The organism is Alicyclobacillus sp. SP_1 (assembly GCF_024706985.1).
Lineage (GTDB): Bacteria > Bacillota > Bacilli > Alicyclobacillales > Alicyclobacillaceae > Alicyclobacillus_I.
Map to the genome: position 1 here is coordinate 20966 of NZ_JAMCCX010000011.1, position 22017 is coordinate 42982.

The 22017-nt window shown below is 52.1% G+C and carries 20 protein-coding genes; 1 reads left to right on the plus strand and 19 read right to left on the minus strand.

Going from position 1 to position 22017, the window contains the following annotated elements; translation table 11 throughout:
• Positions 1 to 115: 115 nt before the first annotated feature.
• Entirely contained in the window at positions 116 to 1381 is a 1266-nt protein-coding gene (locus M4I36_RS02090) for a tetratricopeptide repeat protein (protein WP_258109978.1), read from the plus strand.
• A gap of 227 nt (positions 1382 to 1608) precedes the next feature.
• Here the strand turns inward: M4I36_RS02090 and M4I36_RS02095 are convergent, their stop codons facing one another.
• The 19 genes from M4I36_RS02095 to M4I36_RS02185 all read right to left on the minus strand — a co-directional run bounded on the left by M4I36_RS02095 (position 1609) and on the right by M4I36_RS02185 (position 22014).
• On the minus strand, positions 1609 to 2871 hold the full coding sequence (locus M4I36_RS02095) for a D-alanyl-D-alanine carboxypeptidase family protein (protein WP_258109980.1): 1263 nt from the start codon (positions 2869 to 2871) through the stop codon (positions 1609 to 1611).
• A gap of 158 nt (positions 2872 to 3029) precedes the next feature.
• On the minus strand, positions 3030 to 3233 hold the full coding sequence (locus M4I36_RS02100; protein WP_258109982.1) for a DUF1540 domain-containing protein: 204 nt from the start codon (positions 3231 to 3233) through the stop codon (positions 3030 to 3032).
• A gap of 44 nt (positions 3234 to 3277) precedes the next feature.
• Positions 3278 to 4477 carry a phosphopentomutase gene (locus M4I36_RS02105; protein ID WP_258109983.1) on the minus strand — a complete coding sequence of 400 codons (1200 nt, stop codon included), beginning with the start codon at positions 4475 to 4477 and terminating at the stop codon, positions 3278 to 3280.
• Between the two features lie 61 nt (positions 4478 to 4538).
• The gene (locus M4I36_RS02110; RefSeq protein ID WP_258109984.1) at positions 4539 to 4793 is read right to left on the minus strand and encodes a hypothetical protein; all 255 of its coding nucleotides are present in this window, start codon (positions 4791 to 4793) and stop codon (positions 4539 to 4541) included.
• A gap of 74 nt (positions 4794 to 4867) precedes the next feature.
• The gene (locus M4I36_RS02115; RefSeq protein ID WP_258109985.1) at positions 4868 to 5194 is read right to left on the minus strand and encodes an RNHCP domain-containing protein; all 327 of its coding nucleotides are present in this window, start codon (positions 5192 to 5194) and stop codon (positions 4868 to 4870) included.
• A 103-nt stretch (positions 5195 to 5297) separates the two neighbouring features.
• Positions 5298 to 5969: a stage II sporulation protein M gene (gene spoIIM, locus M4I36_RS02120; protein WP_258109986.1), complete on the minus strand. Its 672-nt coding sequence runs from the start codon at positions 5967 to 5969 to the stop codon at positions 5298 to 5300.
• Positions 5970 to 6122: 153 nt separating this feature from the next.
• Positions 6123 to 6692 (minus strand): NUDIX hydrolase, encoded by a 570-nt coding sequence (locus M4I36_RS02125; RefSeq protein WP_258109988.1) that lies wholly within the window; start codon positions 6690 to 6692, stop codon positions 6123 to 6125.
• Complete coding sequence (locus tag M4I36_RS02130; RefSeq protein WP_258109989.1) at positions 6682 to 7824, minus strand: M20/M25/M40 family metallo-hydrolase; 1143 nt, start codon at positions 7822 to 7824, stop codon at positions 6682 to 6684. Before M4I36_RS02130 ends, M4I36_RS02125 begins: the two co-directional genes overlap by 11 nt.
• A gap of 101 nt (positions 7825 to 7925) precedes the next feature.
• A complete protein-coding gene (locus M4I36_RS02135) occupies positions 7926 to 9467 on the minus strand; it encodes an acyl-CoA carboxylase subunit beta (RefSeq protein WP_258110070.1) in 1542 nt (513 codons plus the stop codon).
• On the minus strand, positions 9467 to 10294 hold the full coding sequence (gene mce / locus M4I36_RS02140; RefSeq protein WP_258109990.1) for a methylmalonyl-CoA epimerase: 828 nt from the start codon (positions 10292 to 10294) through the stop codon (positions 9467 to 9469). Before mce ends, M4I36_RS02135 begins: the two co-directional genes overlap by 1 nt.
• A gap of 27 nt (positions 10295 to 10321) precedes the next feature.
• Positions 10322 to 11971, minus strand: coding sequence for an acyl-CoA mutase large subunit family protein (locus tag M4I36_RS02145; protein WP_258110071.1), 1650 nt, complete (start codon positions 11969 to 11971; stop codon positions 10322 to 10324).
• Positions 11972 to 11973: 2 nt separating this feature from the next.
• A complete protein-coding gene (lipB, locus tag M4I36_RS02150) occupies positions 11974 to 12687 on the minus strand; it encodes a lipoyl(octanoyl) transferase LipB (RefSeq protein ID WP_258109992.1) in 714 nt (237 codons plus the stop codon).
• Between the two features lie 94 nt (positions 12688 to 12781).
• Positions 12782 to 13729: a lipoyl synthase gene (lipA, locus tag M4I36_RS02155; protein WP_258109994.1), complete on the minus strand. Its 948-nt coding sequence runs from the start codon at positions 13727 to 13729 to the stop codon at positions 12782 to 12784.
• Between the two features lie 101 nt (positions 13730 to 13830).
• Complete coding sequence (locus M4I36_RS02160) at positions 13831 to 15114, minus strand: dihydrolipoamide acetyltransferase family protein (RefSeq protein ID WP_258109996.1); 1284 nt, start codon at positions 15112 to 15114, stop codon at positions 13831 to 13833.
• 26 nt (positions 15115 to 15140) lie between these two features.
• Entirely contained in the window at positions 15141 to 16124 is a 984-nt protein-coding gene (locus M4I36_RS02165; RefSeq protein WP_258109998.1) for an alpha-ketoacid dehydrogenase subunit beta, read from the minus strand.
• Complete coding sequence (locus tag M4I36_RS02170) at positions 16102 to 17076, minus strand: thiamine pyrophosphate-dependent dehydrogenase E1 component subunit alpha (RefSeq protein WP_258110072.1); 975 nt, start codon at positions 17074 to 17076, stop codon at positions 16102 to 16104. Before M4I36_RS02170 ends, M4I36_RS02165 begins: the two co-directional genes overlap by 23 nt.
• 111 nt (positions 17077 to 17187) lie before the next feature.
• Entirely contained in the window at positions 17188 to 18609 is a 1422-nt protein-coding gene (gene lpdA / locus M4I36_RS02175; RefSeq protein ID WP_258109999.1) for a dihydrolipoyl dehydrogenase, read from the minus strand.
• Between the two features lie 52 nt (positions 18610 to 18661).
• Entirely contained in the window at positions 18662 to 19753 is a 1092-nt protein-coding gene (locus tag M4I36_RS02180; RefSeq protein ID WP_258110000.1) for a Glu/Leu/Phe/Val dehydrogenase dimerization domain-containing protein, read from the minus strand.
• A 203-nt stretch (positions 19754 to 19956) separates the two neighbouring features.
• Positions 19957 to 22014 (minus strand): sigma 54-interacting transcriptional regulator, encoded by a 2058-nt coding sequence (locus M4I36_RS02185; RefSeq protein WP_258110001.1) that lies wholly within the window; start codon positions 22012 to 22014, stop codon positions 19957 to 19959.
• Positions 22015 to 22017 lie beyond the last annotated feature (3 nt).

The window sequence follows — 22017 nt, forward strand, 5'->3', positions numbered from 1 at the left end:
GACGGTTCCTGCTCGTCGACAAAAGCTCCTGAAAGTCACGAGCATCCGACAAAAATTCCGCAGCAAAGAATGAGAATTTATAGTACAATCTAGGAAACACGCTAGGAGGAAAATCATGACTAATATCGGGGATGCTTTGAGATACCATCGTCGTTCGAAAGGGATGACGCAGCAAGAATTGGCGGAAGGCCTCGTCACTTCGAGCATGATTAGCCAAATTGAATCCAATCGAGCACTGCCAAGCGGAAAATTGGTAGAACAATTAGCAGAGCGGTTAGGGGTTCGCGTGGAGGATTTGCATGCAACCGTCCATCCATTAACCGATTTTATGCAATATTTGCGCAAAGCGCGAATGCTGATAGACCAAGAGAAGTACGAGCAAGCCATAGAAATTTTAGAACAATTGATTGAGCACGGAGACGGCCAAGTCAAGGCAGACAACGTGCACCAGCTACTCGCAGATTGCTATGCAAAGCTCAATCAAATTGAGAAAGCCTGTGAAGCCTACGAAATGGTGGTCCAGGTATCCATTGAGCGTGAAGATATCGCATCTGCCGTTCACGCATACTACAACATGGGCAATCTAGAGCGCCGACGCAAGCGCATGTCTGTGGCTCAAATGTATTGGACGAGAGGCTGCTTCCTTCTGCAAAATTATCCAGACTTGAAAATGCCCGTCAGTCTCAAGTTACACGCGAATCTTTCCCGCCTCTATCTTGACCATATGGATTACACAAATGCCTATCACGAGTACAAACTCGTCGAAGTACTGGCGAAGGAGTTTGGAGTGTCTTCTGATTTGGCTAAAGCTTACCATGGTTTGGCCTACTGTCTCACTGAGATGGGCAAATTTGACGAAGCGCTAAAATACAACCAATTGGCGATGCAGATGTATGAAGCGTCGAATCAAGAACGCGGACTTCGCCAATGCCAGGTCAATCATGCCTACACCCTGCGCTCCGCAAAGAGGTTTGATGCCGCTCTGCTCTACTTGTCTGGTATCGTCGATGCTAAGGAGACGATGCGCGATCCGATGCGGCTGGCGAATGCTCGTACCGAAAGAGCCGAAGTCTATCTGGCCTTAGGGCAAATTGAACAGGCAGCGGCAGATGTAGCCGCAGCTCGCGAACTGGTCGGAAGCAATTCGACCATTCTCTGCCAACTACACTTCCTCCAAGCACAAATTTACAAAGAGACTGGCAACATGCCCTCTGCATTCGAAGAGTTGACCAAGTCAATGGATTGCCTCGGACCAGACCGAGATGAGTTATATGGAGAATTAGTACACTACCAGCTCCAATGGCTGAGAGAAGCCTATGGTCCGGACACAGATTTAATCACCGCTCCGGTCATCCAATTAGCCATGCGAACAGTCTCCTGAGTCCATCCAACCACGGGTCGCAAAGTGACGGGCGAGACTAGCCATTGAATTGAAATAAGACGAGAACTTTAGGAGCTGGGCATGGGGACGCATCGACGGTCCCCTGTTCGCTCGTTTGGTGGTTTTCTCGATGGGTGTTTTTCTCGATGGATGGTCACAGACCATTTCCGGTGAAATAAGATTTTTCTTTTTGAATCGCCAGAAATCTCTGCTGTTCGACAACAGGGCTAAGGTGTCTTACCGAAACTGAAAAATGATTGAAAAGCGCGCCCCACTCGATACATCAGGGTCGCCTTCTCGACATCTCGTACAGCAAAGATTGGATAATGTCCAACCCATCTGTCGGACACCTTCACATTCAGCGTGCCGATGCGATCACCTTTTTTGATAGGGCTACGCACTTCGTTCCAGACAACCGTCTTTTCAATCGCAGCATTTTGGCCCCTTTCAAGGATGGCCCCCACGGGGGCATTGACCATGCCTGCAACGACCCTCTCTCTGCCTCCTTTCACTGGACATTGACCAACAATGTCTCCGCGTTTATAGAGCGAACGAAACTCGTACTGCGCAAACGCCCAGTTCAACATGGACGTCACTTCACCATTTCGCACGGTCGGCTTTGGTTCCCCGAGGACGACCGCAATCATTCTCATCCCGTGTTTTTTCGCAGTAGCGGACAAGCAGTATTTTGCTTCGGACGTATATCCGGTTTTCATCCCATCCAAGCCGTCATAGAAACGCACTAACTTGTTTGTATTGACCAACCACAGCGGCCGTGCCGACTCTTTGCGGAGGTAATCACTGTATATGGATGTCCATGTCGTGATTTGCGGGTGCTCAAGCAAAGCTCTTGTCATCAAGGCTATATCGTAAGCGGAAGAGTAGTGGTTGGCGGCAGGCAGCCCGTTACAATTCGCAAAATGTGTGTCTTTCATACCTAGACTCGCAGCTCGCGCGTTCATGCGCATGACAAAATTGTCGACGGTCCCTGACAAATGCTCAGCCAAAGCGACGCAAGCATCGTTCGCAGAAGCCATGGCAATACCTTTCATAAGATCTTGAACGGTCATCTCTTCCCCAGATTCGAGAAAGATTTGAGACCCTCCCATGCTAGCCGCATAGTCACTGGCACGAACGCGGTCTGTCAACTTTAATTTACCACTATCGACAGCCTCCATGACGAGTAGCATAGTCATGATTTTGGTAATACTCGCCATTGGCATCCGCGTGTGTTCGTTCTTAGCAAACAGAACTTTGCCAGTGGCAGGTTCCATAATCACCGCCGAGCGTGCTTGTTTCGCCAATGCAGGGGATTGTGGTTCCACCTTCTCGACGCTCATCCTCTGCAGTGGTCCCAAATGGGCTGTCTCTGAAACCGTCGGCTGGGAGACATCTGCAAATGCAGTCGGTTTACCGATAAGGTCGACTGTCACACCGGATAACAGAATTCCCGCAAAAGCTATTGGCATCATGCGCTTCCCTGAGTTCATCGGTTTAATGCCCCTCCCTCAACAAGACCTGTCCCTCGTATCAAGAAGTAGTGTGCGCTAAGGCCATGGGAATATGAAAATAATTTCGACGCAAAAAGACGAGGCGTAGGTCCCTCGTCTTTGCTCCGCAACACAGCTTGCTACGCCATTCTTATGGGTTAATGGATGGGAAGTAGAGCGTCCGGAGAATGTGTTTTGTCTTGAGGCTTAAAGTCTCGGTACACATAAGTGGCACACATCGTCCCGCGCGACGTCCCAACAATGGCATTGCCCGTAGTACCGATTTCAATCTCGGGCGCCATACATGCATCGCGTTCGTGATACTTACATTCTTCGACCAAACAGCGAACCCCTTTTGGCATCTTGTATCACCCCCATGCTCAGTATGGGGGTGTAGCGGTATGTCTCATGCGCGAAGAGAAGGCAAACAATCTGCCAACAGAGGCAACATGCTTGTCCCCGGTCCAATGGGCGGGACAGAAAAATATTCTGCAAGCGTGGCACCGAGATCGGCAAATGTAGACCTATCGCCGAGAGGGACGATACCTGTCAACAATTTCGACCACAACAGGAGAGGAACCCATTCGCGCGTGTGATCCGTTCCTTCTGTGGTCGGGTCACAGCCATGGTCTGCGGTAATGCAAAGTAAATCGTGTTCTGTCAAAGTGTCCAGAACTTCCCGCAACTGTACGTCGAATTGTTCAATGGCCCGAGCAAACCCGACTGGGTCGTTACGATGGCCATAGAGAGAATCGAAATCCACTAGGTTGATATAGACAAGACCAGACCGCACGTTACCCAACGTCTCGATTAAGCGGTGCATGCCGTCCACATTACCCTCTGTATGAATCGCGTCCGTGATGCCTGAACCACCGTAGATATCGTGAATTTTACCAAGACCGACTACCTTGATGTCACGGTCCGCAAGCTCGTTCAGCACGGTTCTTCCAAAATTCAAAGAGTAGTCTCTCCGATGGGTCGTACGCACATAATGTCCAGACTGACCCTGAAACGGCCGGGCAATGACCCTACCCACACCGTGTTCTCCAACCAAAATGCTTCTAGCCTTCTCACACCACTCATACAGAAGCGTGAGCGGAACAATATCCTCATGGGCCGCAATCTGAAATACGCTGTCAGCGGAAGTATACACAATCGGACATTTTGTCAGCTCGTGTTCCGGCCCATACAATTCGATGACTGCCGTTCCTGACATCGGTTTGTTACAGAGCGCTTTGCGACCGATGGAACGCTCGAACGCATCCATGACCTCTGCCGGGAATCCATGCGGGTAGACGGGCAAGTCCTTCTCTAAGACGACGCCAACGAATTCCCAGTGACCGTTGGTCGTGTCTTTCCCGTGCGATTGCTCCCGCATTTTCCCATAAGCACAGGGAGTGGCTTGATTGGGCGCCACGCCCGGAATGTCCTCAATGTTTCCAAGTCCGATCCGCTGTAAATTGGGAACGTGCAGTCCGTGCACAGCTTGTGCCACATGCTTTAACGTATTCGACGCCACGTCCGCTTTTCCATAATGAGCGGCGTCCGGGGCTGCCCCACAACCGACACTGTCCAGAACAATCCAGACAAAGCGACGTTCTGTCATGAAAAGACCTCCCATCCATTCAATCGACGCCTTGAAGTCATTCCCGTTAGAATCTTTTCCATTAATGAATGAAAAGTCCAAAGCGAATGGTGTTGAGGATATTTTCCCCAATGGCTGTCCAATCTACAGAATACCCATGTGCCGCATGAGATGCAAAGACCGCAATGTAGGGTGGCGATGGAAGGCGATTCCGAGGCAGTAGAGGCAGTTTTTGAAACACTCTGGACAGGTGCACGATGAGGAGAATCAGCACAGTCAGAAACGAGAAAAACAGAATCATGTCCAGAAACTCTCGAAAGAACGAATGGGGCCGCACTCGAATTCCTCCTCCGTTTCGGCACTTTGCCCGGTCAATCGGGCCCCCTACTTCTCGTCGGGAAAAGACCCATATTATCCCTTGCGCCGAAAGATGTCCATAGCCGCTTCCAGAGAATCTGGCTGGAGCGGATCGTCAAAATCGAGAATGTTTTTTGAAAGAGCATTGCATCGTTCGCATTGATGCACCACTTGGTATCCTTTTTTCGAGTGATAGACAATTTCGATAGGCTTCATCAATCCACCGCAGTCGGCAGAGCGGTCTCCCGGATAGACATCTAAATGCACCGAATGTAAGCAGTGCGGGCAATGATTTCGGCAGGACTTATGGGATGGGAGCACGGCTTCTCCGCACTGAACGCAAACAAAACTTTCATTGATATCGGTAAATCTAGAACTCACCACGCCATGATTCTCTCCTAAACGACCGCGGGGCCCTTTGATATGGGGTACAGTGGCAACGGACGATTTGATGATGATTTAACGGTATTCTCTTTTATTGTATTCAATGGAGCAGCCCTACGAGAAGATGTGGCGCAATAAAAATTTGGACAAAGTCGGCGACAGCGAGTCCGCCCAAGCATGCCACAAAAGCACCTGTATAGCGGAAGACGCGCAACAATAAACTTGGTAGGGCGAAAGACTGCCGAAGAATGTGCATAGAGAAGCGAATAGCGATGAGAGCTGCGATGAGAAGGGTGGTATAAGCGAGAAATTGATGAGTAAATATTCCCAAAATTGAAATCCACAACCCATTCCACCCAAAATGGAGAACTGTGAATCCAATTGCGAATCCGATGGAAAAGGCTCGAAGAAACAGCGTCACCAGAATAAAGGGTATTCCAATCACGGAAAGACCCAAGACCCACAACAAGGCCAGCAATCGACCATCAGAAATCAACCGTTGCCACAGAACGTCTTGGCTCGGCGGAAACTGATGGGTGTGTATGGCCGATAGGAGACTTTGAACCCGATTGACTAAGACAAACGATTCTGCCGGAGACAGTTGCCCTGCAACAATTCCTCCAAAAAGAAGACCACACACAGACACTGCCATCAAGAATACGGTCACATTCCACTCGCGCTGCAGAAATTTCCCCCACAAGTGGAGTCTCGCAGCCGGATTGGCTTTAGAATCAACGGCCATGAGTCGAGTCGAATGCCAATCACGCGTCATCGGGATCGACCATCCTTTCACAGAGAGGTCTGCATTCCTACGAACCTCGTTCGAAGGTACATGACACAATCTATGAGATGGTGATAGACTTTATGCCCGAAGAGGCTTGTATAGAGTACCTATGCATCCCTTTGACCCATCTGAATCAAGGGCTTATTCGTCTCGGCGCATAGCCAGCCAAGCATAGATACCAACAAGAGTTTTTGCATCTTGAAGTTCCCCGTGCTCAAGAAAACGCAAGATTTCTTCCCGCGGAAAAATAGAGACCGCGAGAAATTCATCCTCGTCTAGTTTCTGCTGAGATGGTAGAAGCGAATCTGCTCGAAACAACCAAATCCGTTCATCAGCAAAACCAGGAGACGTGTAAAAGTCATGGATTAAGTGTACCGATTGCGCGGCGTACCCGGTCTCTTCCAGCAGTTCACGCATCGCGGCTGATGTCGGGTCTTCGCCTGCCTCTAATTTGCCGGCGGGCAGTTCCCATAGAAAGCAATTGGGCGCCGTGCGGTATTGTCGGACAAGAAGCAAGTGGTCGGGGCTGGGCTCTGCTAAAACGGCGACGGCTCCTGGATGCCGCACGACTTCTCGGTCGGTCACCCGGCCGTTCGGTAATTGTACCTGAAGGCGGTCCAAGTCGATGATTCGCCCCGAATAGAGGCGGTCTGTATGAAGCAACGTCTCTCCTTCTGGGTGCGAAGGACCGCCGCATCTGTTACTGTCCATCAGAACTCAACTTCTCTCCGGCCTCTAAGGTACAGAAAGTCGTGGCGATTTTCGCAGCCTCCACAATATCCTCAAGACGAATCATCTCTGATGTCGAGTGTATCTCTTCATACCCGATGCCAATGTTCAAAATGGGCAGACCTGCGGCCGACAAAATATTTGCATCGCTACCACCACCAACTTCTACAGGCACTGGTTGATGCCCCAACCTCTGCATCGCGGCTTCAATCCGCTGGCGCGCCGGAGAGTCGGAACCATATCGAAAGCCATCATACATTTTCTGGTGACGAAATTCCACGCGTGCCGCGTTCTCGGCAGCTGTCGCCTCAAAGACTTGTTGCATCTGATGAATGATTTTCTCCAGTTTCTCAGCATTTCGGCTGCGAATTTCCCCGAGCAAGCGAGCGCGTTCGGCGACGACGTTGGTCGGGCTCTCTCCGACAAAACTGCCAATGTTGACGGTCGTCTCTTCATCAATCCGCCCGTGCGGCATCTGCGCGACCGCACGCGCGGCAACCCGAATGGCCGAGATGCCTCGTTCCGGAGCTACACCCGCATGCGCCGACTTGCCAACAAAGGTCGCTTCCCACTTGACCTGAGTAGGTCCGGCAACAGGAATGGTGCCAATCGCTCCACCCGAGTCCAGCGACAGCCCTACGTCCGAGTGGATTAGACTCATATCCAAATGGCGGGCTCCCTGCAGCCCAATCTCCTCGGCGATGGTCAGCACAACCTGAATTTGTCCATGCGGCACGCGATTCTGAACAATGTATCGCACGGCAGACAAAATTGCAGTCACGCCCGCCTTGTCGTCGGCACCTAAAACGGTCGATCCGTCACTATGCACGACTCCAGCGTCTACGCGGGGGCTGACCCCCCGACCGGGTTGAACGGTGTCCATATGCGCTGCCAGCAGCACTTTAGGAAGGGACGAATCTCCCGGCAACGTGGCAATCAAATTTCCCGTCTCGCCTCCAAGTTGTTCTCCCGCTTGGTCAAACGTTATAGAAAACCCCAGTTCAGCCAACTCTTTTTGGCAACGCTGCGCCATCCGACCTTCTTCGAGAGAGTGGCTCGATATTTGCACCAATTCCAGAAACGTTCTTTCAATCCACTCCGCATTCATGTCCATGAACCGTCCACACTCCTTTGTAAACAAGCGATGCACTGACTGGCACGTTGACGCCCGACACTCGTCTTGTTAGCCATTCGGTCGTCGAAGAAAGGGCGCACTTACAACGGAATGTTTCCGTGTTTTCGCTGCGGGCGCGCTTCTTGCTTGTGTTCTAGTAACTCGAGCCCTTCAAAGAGAAGTCGCCTTGTTTCGCGTGGGTCGATGACATCGTCTACCATTCCCGCCCCTGCGGCGACGTAAGGATTCGCAACCTTTTCGCGATATTCTTGAATTCGCAGAGACCGAGCTTGTTCCGGATTCTCTGCCGCGGCAATTTCTTTGGCATAAATGATATTGGCTGCTCCTTCGGGTCCCATGACCGCAATTTCGGATGCTGGCCATGCATACACTAAGTCGGCGCCAATCGCTTTACTGTTCATCGCGACATACGCACCGCCGTACGCCTTGCGAAGAATCACCGTAATTTTCGGGACCGTGGCCTCCGAGTACGCGTAGAGAATTTTCGCGCCGTGGCGAATGATGCCACCGAGTTCCTGTTTTACTCCAGGAATAAATCCGGTAACATCTTCCAGGGTGATGAGTGGAATTTGAAAGGAATCACAAAACCGAATAAACCGCGCCACTTTGTCGGACGAGTCAATGTCCAGTCCACCCGCCATGAATTTGGGTTGATTGGCTATGAGCCCAACCACACGCCCACCAATTCGTCCAAAGCCGACCACAGCATTTCGTGCAAAGAGCTTTTGTACCTCGAAAAAATCTCCATCATCGACGAGTCGGCCAATGATGTCTTTGACATCGTAGACTTTCGACCCTTCATCTGGAATGAGTTCGAGAATCGACTCATCCGGTTCCCATGAGCCCGCATAAGGCACCGTCGGCGGCTTTTCCGAGTGCGATGACGGCAAGAAGCTGAGCAAACGTCGCACTTCCGCCAACGCCTCTTCTTCCGAAGGAGAAGAAAAATGTGCCACCCCGCTGACGGCTTCTTGCACGCGTGCGCCACCCAGTTCTTCGCTTGTGATTTTTTCACCGGTGACCGTTTCAATGACTTTCGGACCAGTGATAAACATTTGACTGGTCCCTTCAACCATGAAAATGAAGTCGGTAATCGCCGGAGAGTAGACTGCTCCACCAGCACACGGTCCCATAATAATAGAGATTTGCGGAATAACCCCAGAATAAATCGCATTTCGATAAAATACATGACCATACCCGTCGAGTGACACTACGCCTTCCTGAATACGCGCCCCTCCAGAGTCATTCAAACCGATAATGGGCGATCCCGTTGCTACCGCCATGTCCATCACGTTGGCGATTTTTCGTGCATGCACCTCACCGAGCGCTCCGCCAAAGACCGTAAAGTCTTGCGCAAAGATGTATACTTTGCGTCCGTCGACGGTTCCGTAGCCAGTGACTACTCCCTCCCCTGGAGCATCGATGGAGTCCATCCCCAGATACGGCGCTCGCGTGTGAGCAAAAGCGAACAACTCTCGGAAGGACCCTTCGTCTAAAAGCATCTCGATGCGTTCGCGGGCCGTATATTTGCCTTTCTCGTGTTGCTGAAGGATGCGTTTGTCGCCGCCTCCAAGCTGAATTTTCCGGCGTTTGTCATCCAACTCTGTCAACTTTCGCTCCATCATTGTGCATGCTCCTTTATCCTTTGACAGTACTCTGTCAACACCCCGTTTGAAGCTGCAGGATGGACAAATCCGATGAGCTTGCCATGCCCACCTCGCCTCGGTTTTTCGTCCAACAGCCGGTAGCCAGCGTTCTGGGCGCGCAGGAGTGCCTCTTCGACACTATCCACTTCGTAAGCGATGTGATGCATTCCTGGCCCACGTTTCTTGAGAAACGTAGCCACCGCGCTCGCTTCTGACAGAGGTTCCAAAAGCTCCAAAAACGTCTCGCCGGCTTGAAGAAATGCGACCTTAACGTGATCGTCTGGAATCGTCTCCTCGTGAACCAGCGGAAGACCGAGATGTTCAGTATAGAATGCAATGGACTTGGCGATAGAGTCTACGGCGATGCCAATGTGGTCAATGCGCCCCGTCAAGGGCGGCAAGACTGATGCCTTCGCCACGTGCTGCCGAATGTATTCTGCCATGCCGTGTATGCTCGAACCCGGTGTAAATATCTCAGCAATACCAGACTGCTTAAGCAGAGGAATGTCTTGTTCGGGAATGACTCCGCCGCCGATCACGAGAATGTCTCCGGCTCCTCTTGCGCGCAAAGCCTGCACGACCTCTGGAAATAAATCCATGTGCGCTCCAGACAGCGACGAGAGGCCGACGCAGGCAACATCTTCTTGCACTGCGACCGCCGCAATTTGGTCTGGCGTCTGTCGCAGTCCCGTATAAATAACCTCCATGCCTTCATCCCGTAACCCTTGAGCCACAACCAAGGCTCCTCGGTCGTGACCATCAAGACCCGGTTTTGCCACCAATACTCGTATTGGATTTGCCAACTTGTCACCTCCATTCGCGTTTCCCAGTCAATAAAGCGGGGGACGATATTCGCCAAAAACATCGCGCAGTGTGTCACAGATTTCTCCGACCGTCGCGTAATTGCGAACCGCTTGCACGATGAACGGCATCAGGTTGTCCGTAGCAGTAGCCGCTCTGTGGAGCTCATCCAGCGACTGGCGCCAAGGTTCCACCGCCCTCTCCCCGCGAAGTTTCGCCAAACGCTCTGTCTGAATGCGACCAAGTTCAGGATTGACGCGAAGAATCTCCGGCGCCTCCTCTTCTTCGCTCGTGAACTTGTTCACTCCGACGACTGTCTGCGTTCCATTCTCAATCTCTAATTGCGTACGATAAGCGGCATGATGAATCTCCTTTTGCATATACCCCTGTTCAATGGCCGCCACCGCACCGCCGAGTGCATCAATGTGTTCAATGTATTGTGTTGCCCGAGCTTCAAGATCACTCGTGAGCGACTCCAGGAAGTAACTCCCTCCCAGCGGATCGACCGTATCTCCAACATGATTCTCATATGCCAGAATCTGCTGAGTGCGTAGCGCAATTCGCGCCGAAGACTCGGTCGGCAAGGCCAGTGCCTCGTCGCGACTATTGGTATGTAAGCTCTGCGTTCCTCCCAGGACCGCGGCCAGCGCCTGGACTGTGACACGCACCACATTGTTGTCAGGCTGTTGAGCGGTGAGGGTGCTACCCCCTGTTTGGGTATGGAATCGCAGTTGCAGCGATTTTGGGTTTTTCGCTCCAAACCGCTCTTTCATGATGTGCGCCCACATGCGACGAGCCGCCCGAAACTTGGCAATTTCTTCAAAGAAATCGTTATGGGCATTAAAGAAAAAGGAAAGCCTCGGCGCAAAGTCGTCAATTTTCAATCCTTTATCCAATGCTGCCTGAACGTAAGCGATGGCATTCGACAGCGTGAATGCAATTTCTTGTACCGCAGTCGATCCCGCTTCGCGTATATGGTATCCGGAAATGGAAATCGTGTTCCAATTAGGGACCTCGGACGCGCAGTAAGAAAAAATGTCCGTAATCAATCGCATCGAAGGCTTAGGTGGATAAATGTAAGTCCCTCGAGCCACATACTCCTTCAAAATGTCATTTTGAATGGTCCCCGACAACTTGCTCCATGGAACGCCAGTACTCTCGGCCACCACGAGGTACATCGCCAGCAGGACGGAGGCAGGTGCATTGATGGTCATGGACGTACTCACATCGGCAAGTGGAATGTCCCGCAGTAACAATTCCATGTCGAGACGCGAAGAAATAGACACACCGACCTTCCCGACTTCTCCTTTAGAAAAGGGATGGTCCGCATCGTAGCCAATTTGCGTCGGAAGGTCAAACGCGGTGCTCAGACCAGTTTGACCTTGTTCCAATAAGTAGCGGAAGCGAGCATTCGTCTCCTCGGCGGAGCCAAAGCCAGCATATTGCCGCATGGTCCAAAAACGCGTGCGGTACATAGTTGGCTGTATGCCCCGCGTATACGGAAATTCACCCGGAAGGCCGAGCTTTGTCGCATACTCATCGTCTGCGACTCCGTGCTCTGGAAGATATAGACGCTCTACGGGTATCTCCGACGTCGTGCGAAATTCGGTCTGGCGTTCTGGGCGTTTTGCTACCTGGGCTTCCGTTGAATCCAACCAGCGCTCATAGTCGTCTCGCATCGTCACAGTGAGCTTCCCTCCAAAGCGTCGCTCGGAACGCGTTCAACAGCGACGTCAAACACTTCTGCGAAGCGACGGTAGAGACGTTCTTCCCACTCGTCGTAAGACGCATCCGTGCCCAATTCGTTTGCCACAGACGTCACGCTTCGATCCGTTATTCCACAGGGCACAATGGTTTTAAAATCCTCTAGATTGGTGGTCACATTGAGTGCGATGCCATGCGAGGAGACAAATTCACCCGATGGGCGGCGCTTCATACGCGCCCCGACCGCGCAAATTTTCCCATCTCCAACCCAGACTCCTGGATAATCCTCATTCCGTGTGGCAACAATTCCGACTTCCGAGAGAGCGCGAATGACCATTTCTTCTAGGTTTCGAACATACTTCGCCACGTCGTTTCCGAATGGTCCCAAATGCAAAATGGGATACACAACCAACTGTCCCGGACCATGGTAAGTGACATCTCCGCCGCGGTCGACCTCTAACACATCGAAGCCTCTCGCGTTCAAATCGCTGGGCGAGGCCAAAATATGTTCGGACGACCCGTTCCGGCCAATCGTGATGGTCCGCGGATGCTCCACAGTGTAGACCGTCTGCAAGTCGTCCTGCTCCGCCAACAGCGACTCTGCGCGTTGTTGCTGAATCTGCAACGCCTTTCGGTAGTTCATGCGATTCAGCGCCACAAAGCGCACATGTTCAGAAAATTCTTCTGGCATCTAACCACCCCATATTCGACTCTATGCGATCTGCGGCGAAATCCCCCATCTTGTCCCAAGCCTCTTCGCCAGAACGATGCACTCTGCCACCCTGTCAAATCGACGACTGTGCCGACTGCAGAGGCAGCCCATCTGCTCTCAAGACCTGTTCGTGAGCGTGGTAAGAACTTCGAACCATCGGACCAGACTCAACATGTGCGAATCCCCTGGAAAGCCCTTCTCCACGCAGGCGCAGAAATTCGGTTGGAGTGTAAAATTTCTCCACTAACAAGTGGCGTTTGGTTGGCTGCAGATATTGTCCAATCGTCAAAATATCCACGTGAACAGAACGGAGGTCGTCCATCGTTTCTAAAATTTCATCGATGTCTTCTCCTACTCCAACCATTAGGCTGGATTTGGTTCGAATGTCCGGCCGGAGTTGCTTAGACTTCTCCAACAGCGCCAGTGTTCGCTCATACTTGGCGCGTGACCGGACCTTGTCGGACAGGCGCCGCACAGTCTCCACGTTGTGATTGAGAATATCCGGTGAAGCATCCAACACCACTTTCAACGCATTCCAGTCGCCCTGGAAGTCCGGTATCAAGACTTCTACCCCGCAACTTGGTACACGTTTGCGAATCGCCTCAATAGTAGCGGCAAAAATTGAGGAACCGCCGTCTTTCAAATCATCGCGTGCAACGGAAGTGACGACCACATGCTGCAAGTTCATCTGCTCTACAGCCTCGGCTACATGCTCGGGTTCAGCCAAGTCCAACTCAGTGGGACGCCCAGTATGAACCGCACAGAACCTGCAGGCACGCGTACAGGTTTCTCCCAAAATCATAAACGTCGCAGTCCGATTTTGCCAACATTCATATATGTTGGGGCACTTTGCCTCTTCACAAACGGTGTGCAACGACTTAGAGCGCATCAGTTGTTTGAGTTCTTGATACTCTTCGCCCGTATTGAGTTTAATTTTAAGCCACTCTGGCCGTGACAGTGCTTGCTCGCGCATGATACGCGCCTTTTCCGCCTGCTTCTCCGCAAATTGTGACTTCACCATGTCACCTCTCACGCCCCTCTGTACATAGTTTAGCCGTTTGAACCATAAATTCAAAAGCCCAGCCGCTCCAACGTCCAAGCGACCGGGTGTGTTCGACTATGCTAGTACTGAGACCAGTCTACCGTGGTTTCAAGACGATGTTTAACTTCCTTCAAAAATTGGCCCGCCACCCATCCATCGAGTACACGGTGATCTAGAGACAAGCAAAGATTCACCATGCTCCGAATAGCCAACATGTCCTGCACGACCACAGGGCGCTTGACGACGGACTCCACGGAAAGAATGGCCGCTTGCGGCGCATTGAGGATTGGTTGAGACAAGATAGAACCAAATGCCCCAGTATTGTTCACGGTGAACGTGCCACCCTCCATATCTTGCACCGTCAGTTTGCCAGTGCGCGCATCGCTCGCCAAGCGATTCAACTCATGAGCGATACCACGTACACTGAGCCGGTCAGCATCATGGATGACGGGTACGACGAGAACGTCGTCTGTAGCAATGGCAATCGACAGATGAACATGTTTCATCACTCGAATCTCGTCGCCGACCCACGCTGAATTAAGCATGGGGAACTTCTTCAGAGACTCCGCGATGACTTTGATAAAGAAAGGAAGAAACGTCAACTTGATACCTTCAGTACGCTCGAAGTTGCTCTTGTGAGCGTCGCGGTAGGTTGCCAACCCGGTGACATCAGCCTCCACCATGGTCCAGGCGTGAGGAGCATTACGTTTGCTTTCCACCATCCTCTTGGCAATCGTCCGCCGAATCGGAGATGGTTTCACTACCTCAAAATCGCCACTCGGCGCTGTATGTGAAAGTCGCTCCGCTGGCTTTGACTCTGTGTCTGTTGGCGCTGCCACCGTCTCGTCAACAGGGCTCGATGATGCCACGGATGAGGTGGACTGGGGTGGATTCGCGATATGCGCAAGAACGTCCTTGCGCGTAATGCGTCCCCCTTCTCCCGATCCGCTGACTTCGTTCAAATCGAGATCATGTTCTTCTGCTAATCGAAGTACTGCAGGAGAATAGCGCCCGCGCATAGATTTATCGGGCATCGGCGGCTTCGATTCGGCTGGCACCTCTGCCGTCGTAGCGGACACGCTCTTAGGCGAATCCGCTGCTTCCTCCTTAAGACTTTCAGAAGGCACAGAACCTGCTTCCTGCACTCGGCAGATGAGCGTGCCGACGGCAACCGTGTCGCCCTCAGCCACCAGCAATTCCGCGACGATTCCGGAGACATCGGAAGGCACCTCTGCCGTCACCTTATCGGTCACAACTTCCGCCAATGGTTCGTATTTCGCCACCGGATCTCCCACTTGTTTCAGCCAACGTCCAATGGTGCCTTCGGTTACGCTTTCTCCCAATTGCGGCATTTTGATATCCATCGACCATCACCTCCTTGCAAAACTGTTTAGTAACGAGCCAACGTTCGAATCGCGTTTGCGATTTTGTCGGCCGAGAGCATGTACTCTTTTTCCAACACTGAGGAAAACGGCATGGCTGGGACTTCTGGCCCACAGAGTCGCTGAATGGGTGCATCAAGGTCAAAGAGACAGTGTTCGGCGATGGTTGCTGACACTTCCGCACCCACTCCGCAGACTTTATTATCTTCGTGCACGACGAGCACCTTACCAGTCTTTCTCGCGGACTCCCAAATCGCATGTTCGTCCAAAGGTCGCAAGGTACGCAAATCGAGTACGTGGGTGCTAATTCCCTCTTCAGAAAGTTTTGCAGCAGCCTCTAATGCAAATTGCACGGCGAGTCCGTAGGCGATCACTGTCACGTCATCCCCTTCACGGCGAACCTTCGCGGACCCGATGGGCACACTGTACTCTCCTTCAGGAATTTCTTCTTTGATGAGCCGATAGAGACGTTTATGTTCAAAAAACAGCACAGGGTCTGGGTCACGGATGGCAGACACCAGCAGGCCCTTGGCATCTGCAGGAGACGAGGGCACGACGACTTTCAGTCCCGGAAAATGGGTGAACAGAGTCTCGACGCTTTGCGAATGATACAACGCGCCGTGCACGCCGCCGCCAAACGGCGCTCGAATCACGATGGGACAAGACCAATCCCCGTTTGACCGGTACCGCATACGCGCTGCTTCCGACAGAATTTGATTGACAGCAGGCATGATGAAGTCGGCAAACTGAATTTCTGCTACCGGCCGCAATCCTCGCGCGGCGGCACCAATGGACACCCCAACGATCGCCGATTCTGCGAGCGGTGTGTCCAAAACTCGCTCTTCTCCAAATTGCTCAATCAAGCCTGCTGTTACTCGGAAAACTCCACCTCGGACTCCCACATCTTCACCAAGAACAAACACGCGGTCGTCGCGCTTCATCTCTTCTGCCAATGCGTCGTGAATCGCTTCAATGAATTGTCGAACGGCCATTAGTCTCAGTCCCCCCTTCCGCAAAGACGTGTTTCATGAGCGTCGAGACGTCTGGAGGAGCCGCCTTGTCTGCATACTCTGTTGCTTCATTGACCTGTGCCAAAATTTTCGCGCGCAACTCCGCATCTTTGGTCTCATCCATCAATCCAACCGACGTAAGATAGCTGCGCATTCTCTCAATAGGCTCGCCTCTTCTGGCTTCGGCAACTTCTTCTCGGGAGCGATAGGACCTGTCATCGTCGTCACTGGAATGAGGAACAAGGCGATATGTCTTCGCCTCGACCAAGGTCGGTCCCTCTCCGCGTCGGGCTCGTTCCACCGCCGCCTTGACCACGGCATAGACTTCAACGGCGTCCATTCCATCGACAACGACACCAGGAAATCCGTAGGATGCAGCGCGATCGGCCACATTCTCGCAAGCAATTTGCTTTTTTACTGGAATAGATATCGCGTACTGATTATTTTCGCAAAAGAAGATCACTGGAAGCTTGTGAATTCCGGCAAAATTAGCAGCTTCATGAAAGTCTCCTTGATTGCTTGTACCTTCTCCGAAGGAGACCAGAGACACAGACTTTTCTCCGCGCATTTTACTAGCCAAAGCCATGCCGACGGCGTGAGGAATCTGCGTTCCCACGGGGCTGCTGCCTGTGAGAATGTTGCGCTGGCGGTCTCCAAAATGGCCCGGCATTTGACGCCCACCACTATTCGGGTCTTCTGCTTTGGCGAATGCCGACAGCAGCTCATCGCGCGCACTGTGTCCGTAAATAAGAACCAAACAAAGGTCCCGATAGTAGGGAGCAATCAGGTCCATCGCGGGGTCTAACGCAAATCCTGCACCTGCCTGCGCTGCTTCCTGGCCTTGACACGATATGACAAAAGGAATTTTCCCAGCCCGATTCAAGACCCACATTCGCTCGTCCACGGTCCGCGCGAGCAACATCTTTTCATACATTGCCAGAACGTCTTCGTCCGTCAAACCAACTTCTCGATGTCGCGGTAGTTCACTGGACAATCTGTCTCTCCTCCTTCAGACAAAAGTTCAAATCAACTCGCCAACGAAAGTTCAGGCGTGAATTGCGCGGCCATCGACTGCCAAAGCAGCTTCGCCGAGAACTTCCGCCAATGTAGGATGAGGATGAATGGTGTGAGCAATCTCCCACGGCGTGGCGTTTAAGACCATCGCCAAGCTCGCCTCAGAAATAAGGTCCGTCGCATGGGGTCCCACCAGATGGACGCCAAGAATGTCTTCTGTTTCTGCATCTGCAACCACTTTTGCGAATCCCGAACCATCGCCGTGAACAAGCGCTTTGCCAATCGCCTGAAAGGGAAACTTGCCCACTTTGACGCGGTGACCTCGTTTGGTCGCTTCGGCTTCCGTCCATCCAATCGAGGCTACCTCCGGCCGACTGTATGTACAGCGGGGGATGTGTTCCGAAAGGAGCGGTCGAGGACTTCTTCCGCTCATCACTTCGACGGCATGAATGCCTTCATGCGCTGCTACATGTGCTAATTGGATACCGCCGATGACATCGCCGATGGCAAAAATATTTTCCTCAGCAGTTCGGTAATCAGTGTCCACCTGAATAGCGCCGCGTTCGAGCTTGATCTCGGTCGCTTCAATTCCGATGTTCTCTACAACCGGTGTTCTTCCTACGGCAACCAAGACTTTGTCGACACTCAATTCCACCGTCTGACCGTTTTGTTCATAGGCCAGAGTAACAACCTCCGAAGTCCGCATTTGCTCCGGGAGTACCTTGGCCCCGGTCACCACGTGTACACCTCGTGAACTGAGTGCACGATGGACCTCACGGCTAATCTCCTCATCTTCAAGCGGCAAAATGCGCGGCATAAATTCCAGCACCGTCACATCCACTCCGAAGTCGGAGAGCATCGAAGCCCACTCAATGCCAATAGCACCACCGCCGATAATCGCAAGCGACGATGGTAATTCCGCCCATTCTAGTGCATCGTCAGAAGAAACCACCCGCACTCCGTCGAGGGTCAGACCGGGCAACGTATTAGGCTTAGAGCCAGTCGCAATTAATGTGAACCGCGGAGACAAAATTTCCGTTTCCCCATCCGAATATTCGACGGAAACGGCTCCTGACTGTGGAGAAAAAATGGACGGCCCCATAACTCGACCAATACCTCGAATCACGCGTATCTCATGTTTTTTCATGAGGAATTCAACACCACGGTGCAACTGCGCGACGACCTTTTCCTTTCGTGCCATGGCCGTCGTGAGTTGAAATTCCAAGCCCGTCACTTCAATGCCAAAATCTGCAGACTCTTTCATCTGTGCCATCAATTCCGCACTGCGTAACAAGGCTTTACTGGGAATACATCCCCTGTGGAGACACGTGCCTCCCAGCTTGTCTTTCTCCACCACCGCCACCCGTAAGCCCAGTTGCGAGGCCCGAATGGCAGCAACATATCCACCAGTGCCACCACCCAATACAACCAAGTCCAATTCTGTTTCCGGCATCTTAGCGCCTCCTTTCTCTTAGACCGACAGGGCCTATCTCTGTAAAGCGATGCTATTTCTGAAGTACCGTGCGACTTCCCTGAACGAATGTGCTACGAACTTGTTGCATCAATTGTATACGTTCCTCCGCCATGTGGTCGGCGGCCGCATAGGATGGGATACTTTCACGCTCTGAAACAGCGTACAATTCGAGCATGATATTGTAAATATTGTCCACTTTCTTCATCGCTCGGTCAGCCTGATATCCTTCTAATTCATCCGCCACATTAATAAGTCCGCCAGAGTTAATGACGTAATCGGGGGCGTAGAGAATCCCATGGCTATGAAGCCAGTCACCATGCCGAGCTTCTCCCAACTGATTGTTTGCGGAACCGGCAATCGCCTTGCACTTCAATTTAGGCAGAGTCTGGTCGTTCAAAACTGCGCCTAGCGCACAGGGAGCGAGAATATCGCAGCGTACATCAAATATCTCTTGAATGCCGACTGCCTCAGCCCCGAATTCTTCCTTCGCGCGCATCACCGCGTCTGGATTAATGTCGGTCACCACCAGCTTGCCACCGGCATCATGAATTTGTTGCGCCAAGGCATAACCCACACTACCCAAGCCCTGAATGGCGACCGTCTTACCGCTCAAGTCGTCGCTTCCAAGTGCAACTTTGGCAGTGGCCTGCATCCCACGAAACACGCCAAAAGCAGTCATCGGACTAGGATTACCACCGGAACCATAGGCCTTCGACACGCCGGTGACAAAGGTGGTTTCCGTATGAATCATGTCCATATCAGACACCGTGGTGCCCACATCTTCTGCCGTGATATAACGCCCGCCGAGGCTTTGGATATATCGTCCGAGGGAGCGGAACAACGCTTCACTTTTATCTTTCTTCGCGTCTCCGATCACTACCGTCTTACCGCCACCCAGGTTGAGCCCGGCTGCGGCTGCCTTGTATGTCATTCCGCGAGAGAGTCGAAGCGCATCCAGAAGTGCCTCTTCTTCAGAAGCATATGGCCACATCCGGCATCCTCCAAGAGCTGGGCCTAACGTCGTGTCATGAATGGCAATAATCGCCTTGAGACCAGACGCTTTGTCGTGACAATATATCACTTGCTCATAGTCATATTCCGATAGATAATCAAATAATTCCATTTAATAGTCCCCCCGTCTTTCTCATAGGAATCTACGTAGTTCGCTATCGGAGAAGAAAGCGCTACCGTACTTCCGAGTATAGTCGAATTGAAACGACCACTACCAAAGACAGAAAACGCAGTATTTTCTCCCAGAGAACAGTGTGAAGTTTTTTGCGCACCGTGCAAAATATTGCAAGCAAGCGTTTTCATATAAACTTTGAGTCACGGTCCGTCACTACCCATTTTGTAGTATAACGACCGCACCGAAATGCCGAGTCTCCTCGCAGTCTCCGTCTTATTTCCGCCCGTCTCCGAGAGCGTTTGCTGAATGAGAAGCTTTTCTATGGATTTCATTCTATCTGCAAGCGTTCCATGTAATGGGAGCATGGACGGCAACGCCTCGGCCGTCGTTGTCTGCTCCAAATTCGGAAATCCGAGCGGCGGAAGATGATGCGCACGAAGTTTCGTCTCCGCATATCCGACCGCCATCATGGCCCGTCCTAACACATTCTCCAATTCTCGGACGTTACCAGGCCAGTCCCATCGTGAAAGGGCAGCAATTGCATCGGGATCAACCTCTGTGACGTTTCGACCATAAGTTTGATTATGGCGCGAAACAATGGCTATCGCCAACTGCGCCAAGTCTTCTTTGCGGTATCGCAGCGGTGGAATAAAGATAGGTATGACATTCAGACGATAGTATAAATCCTCGCGAAAGGTGCCACGAGCCACCGCCTGTTCTAAATTCACGTGCGTTGCACAGATGAAACGCACATCCACTGGCACCGGTCGACTTCCGCCGACCCGGACAATCTCCCTCTCTTGAATGGCGCGAAGCAATTTGGCTTGCGTAGCCAAGCTCAACTCTCCAATTTCGTCCAAAAACAACGTACCGCCGGATGCATCTTCCATCAATCCGACGCGCTTTTGCGCACTCATTTCCCAAGTGCTTGGTTCCTGACCAAACAACTCAACTTCGAGTAAACCCTCGCCGAGAGAGGCACAGTTGACGCGCAAAAAAGGTTTTCCAGCGCGGTCACTCTCCTGATGAATGGCGTGCGCGAACAATTCTTTCCCCGTTCCCGACTCTCCGCGCAGCAAAACTGTCGCTGGCGTAGCCGCCGCGCGTTTGGCTTGTTCAATGGCGACGACCATCGACTGGCTACCACCGACAATGTCAGCAAAACTGTACCGTGCAGACAATGAGCGAAGGAGTCGATTCGCCTTGTTCAATTCAGCATTCAACCGGGCAATCTCCGAAATGTCGTGAATCACGCCAACGGCACCGCGCAACTCCCCCTCTACCCAAATCGGAGCAACATCGACAATCACTTCGCGACGCTGCAAACCAACCTTAAGAGGCACGCTCTTAACGGGTTTGCCCGTACGCAGGACTTGAAGGTGCATACTTTCGCCCTCCGCTATGTCCACTTCTGCCGGATGGCCGATGACCTCTTCAGGGGACAGTCCCGTCAATCTTGTGTAAGCCGGATTGATGAGAAGTCCCATCCCATTCTTGTCAACGACCGAAATGGCATCCTGTGTACTTTGAATAACCGCTTCAAGCCACTGTTGCAGTTCCCTTAAATTGGTGACTTCTTCAGCCAATCGCCGAACTTCCGTGACATCTCGAAGAACGACCATAGCTCCAATGCGACTCCCATTTTCATCATCGATTGGCAGGCAGTGCACGACTAAGTCTGTCCCCGTGTCGGAGGTCATTTGCAAAACGCGACCGTCATGCCCAGAGAGAACAGGCCGTACCGTTTCATCCGGAATCCAATTCGTCGACTTACGGCCTCGAATTTCATGCTCTGGTGTGCCGAGCAGTCTGGAAGCTGCCGCATTGCAGAAGGTGACACGCGTCCCTAAGTCGATACCAATCATGCCATCATGGGTAGCGTCCAAAATCCGCTGCAGATCTCGCTGACGTGTCCTTGCTGCTCCAATCAACCGCTCTTTTTCTCCCATAAGAAGGAGAAAGAACTTTAACGCAGACGCCGGAACGACAATCGGCTCCACAGGAAATCGGCGCAACAGGCTCATGTAGACCGCAGTGTCTCCAGTCACCTCCAAAATGACATCAATCTGAGAACGAACAACCTGCAAGGCAGCGTCGATATCGTTTGCAACTGGGATCCCTTTCTCCTTGGCCACTGCGATGCCTGGCGCTGACCCATCGATGTCTACCACGCAAGCAATAGAAACTTCTCGGTAGTCTGCCAGTGTATGGAGTACCTTGGCTCCGCCTTTACCCGCTCCAATGAGAATCAGGTTCATCAC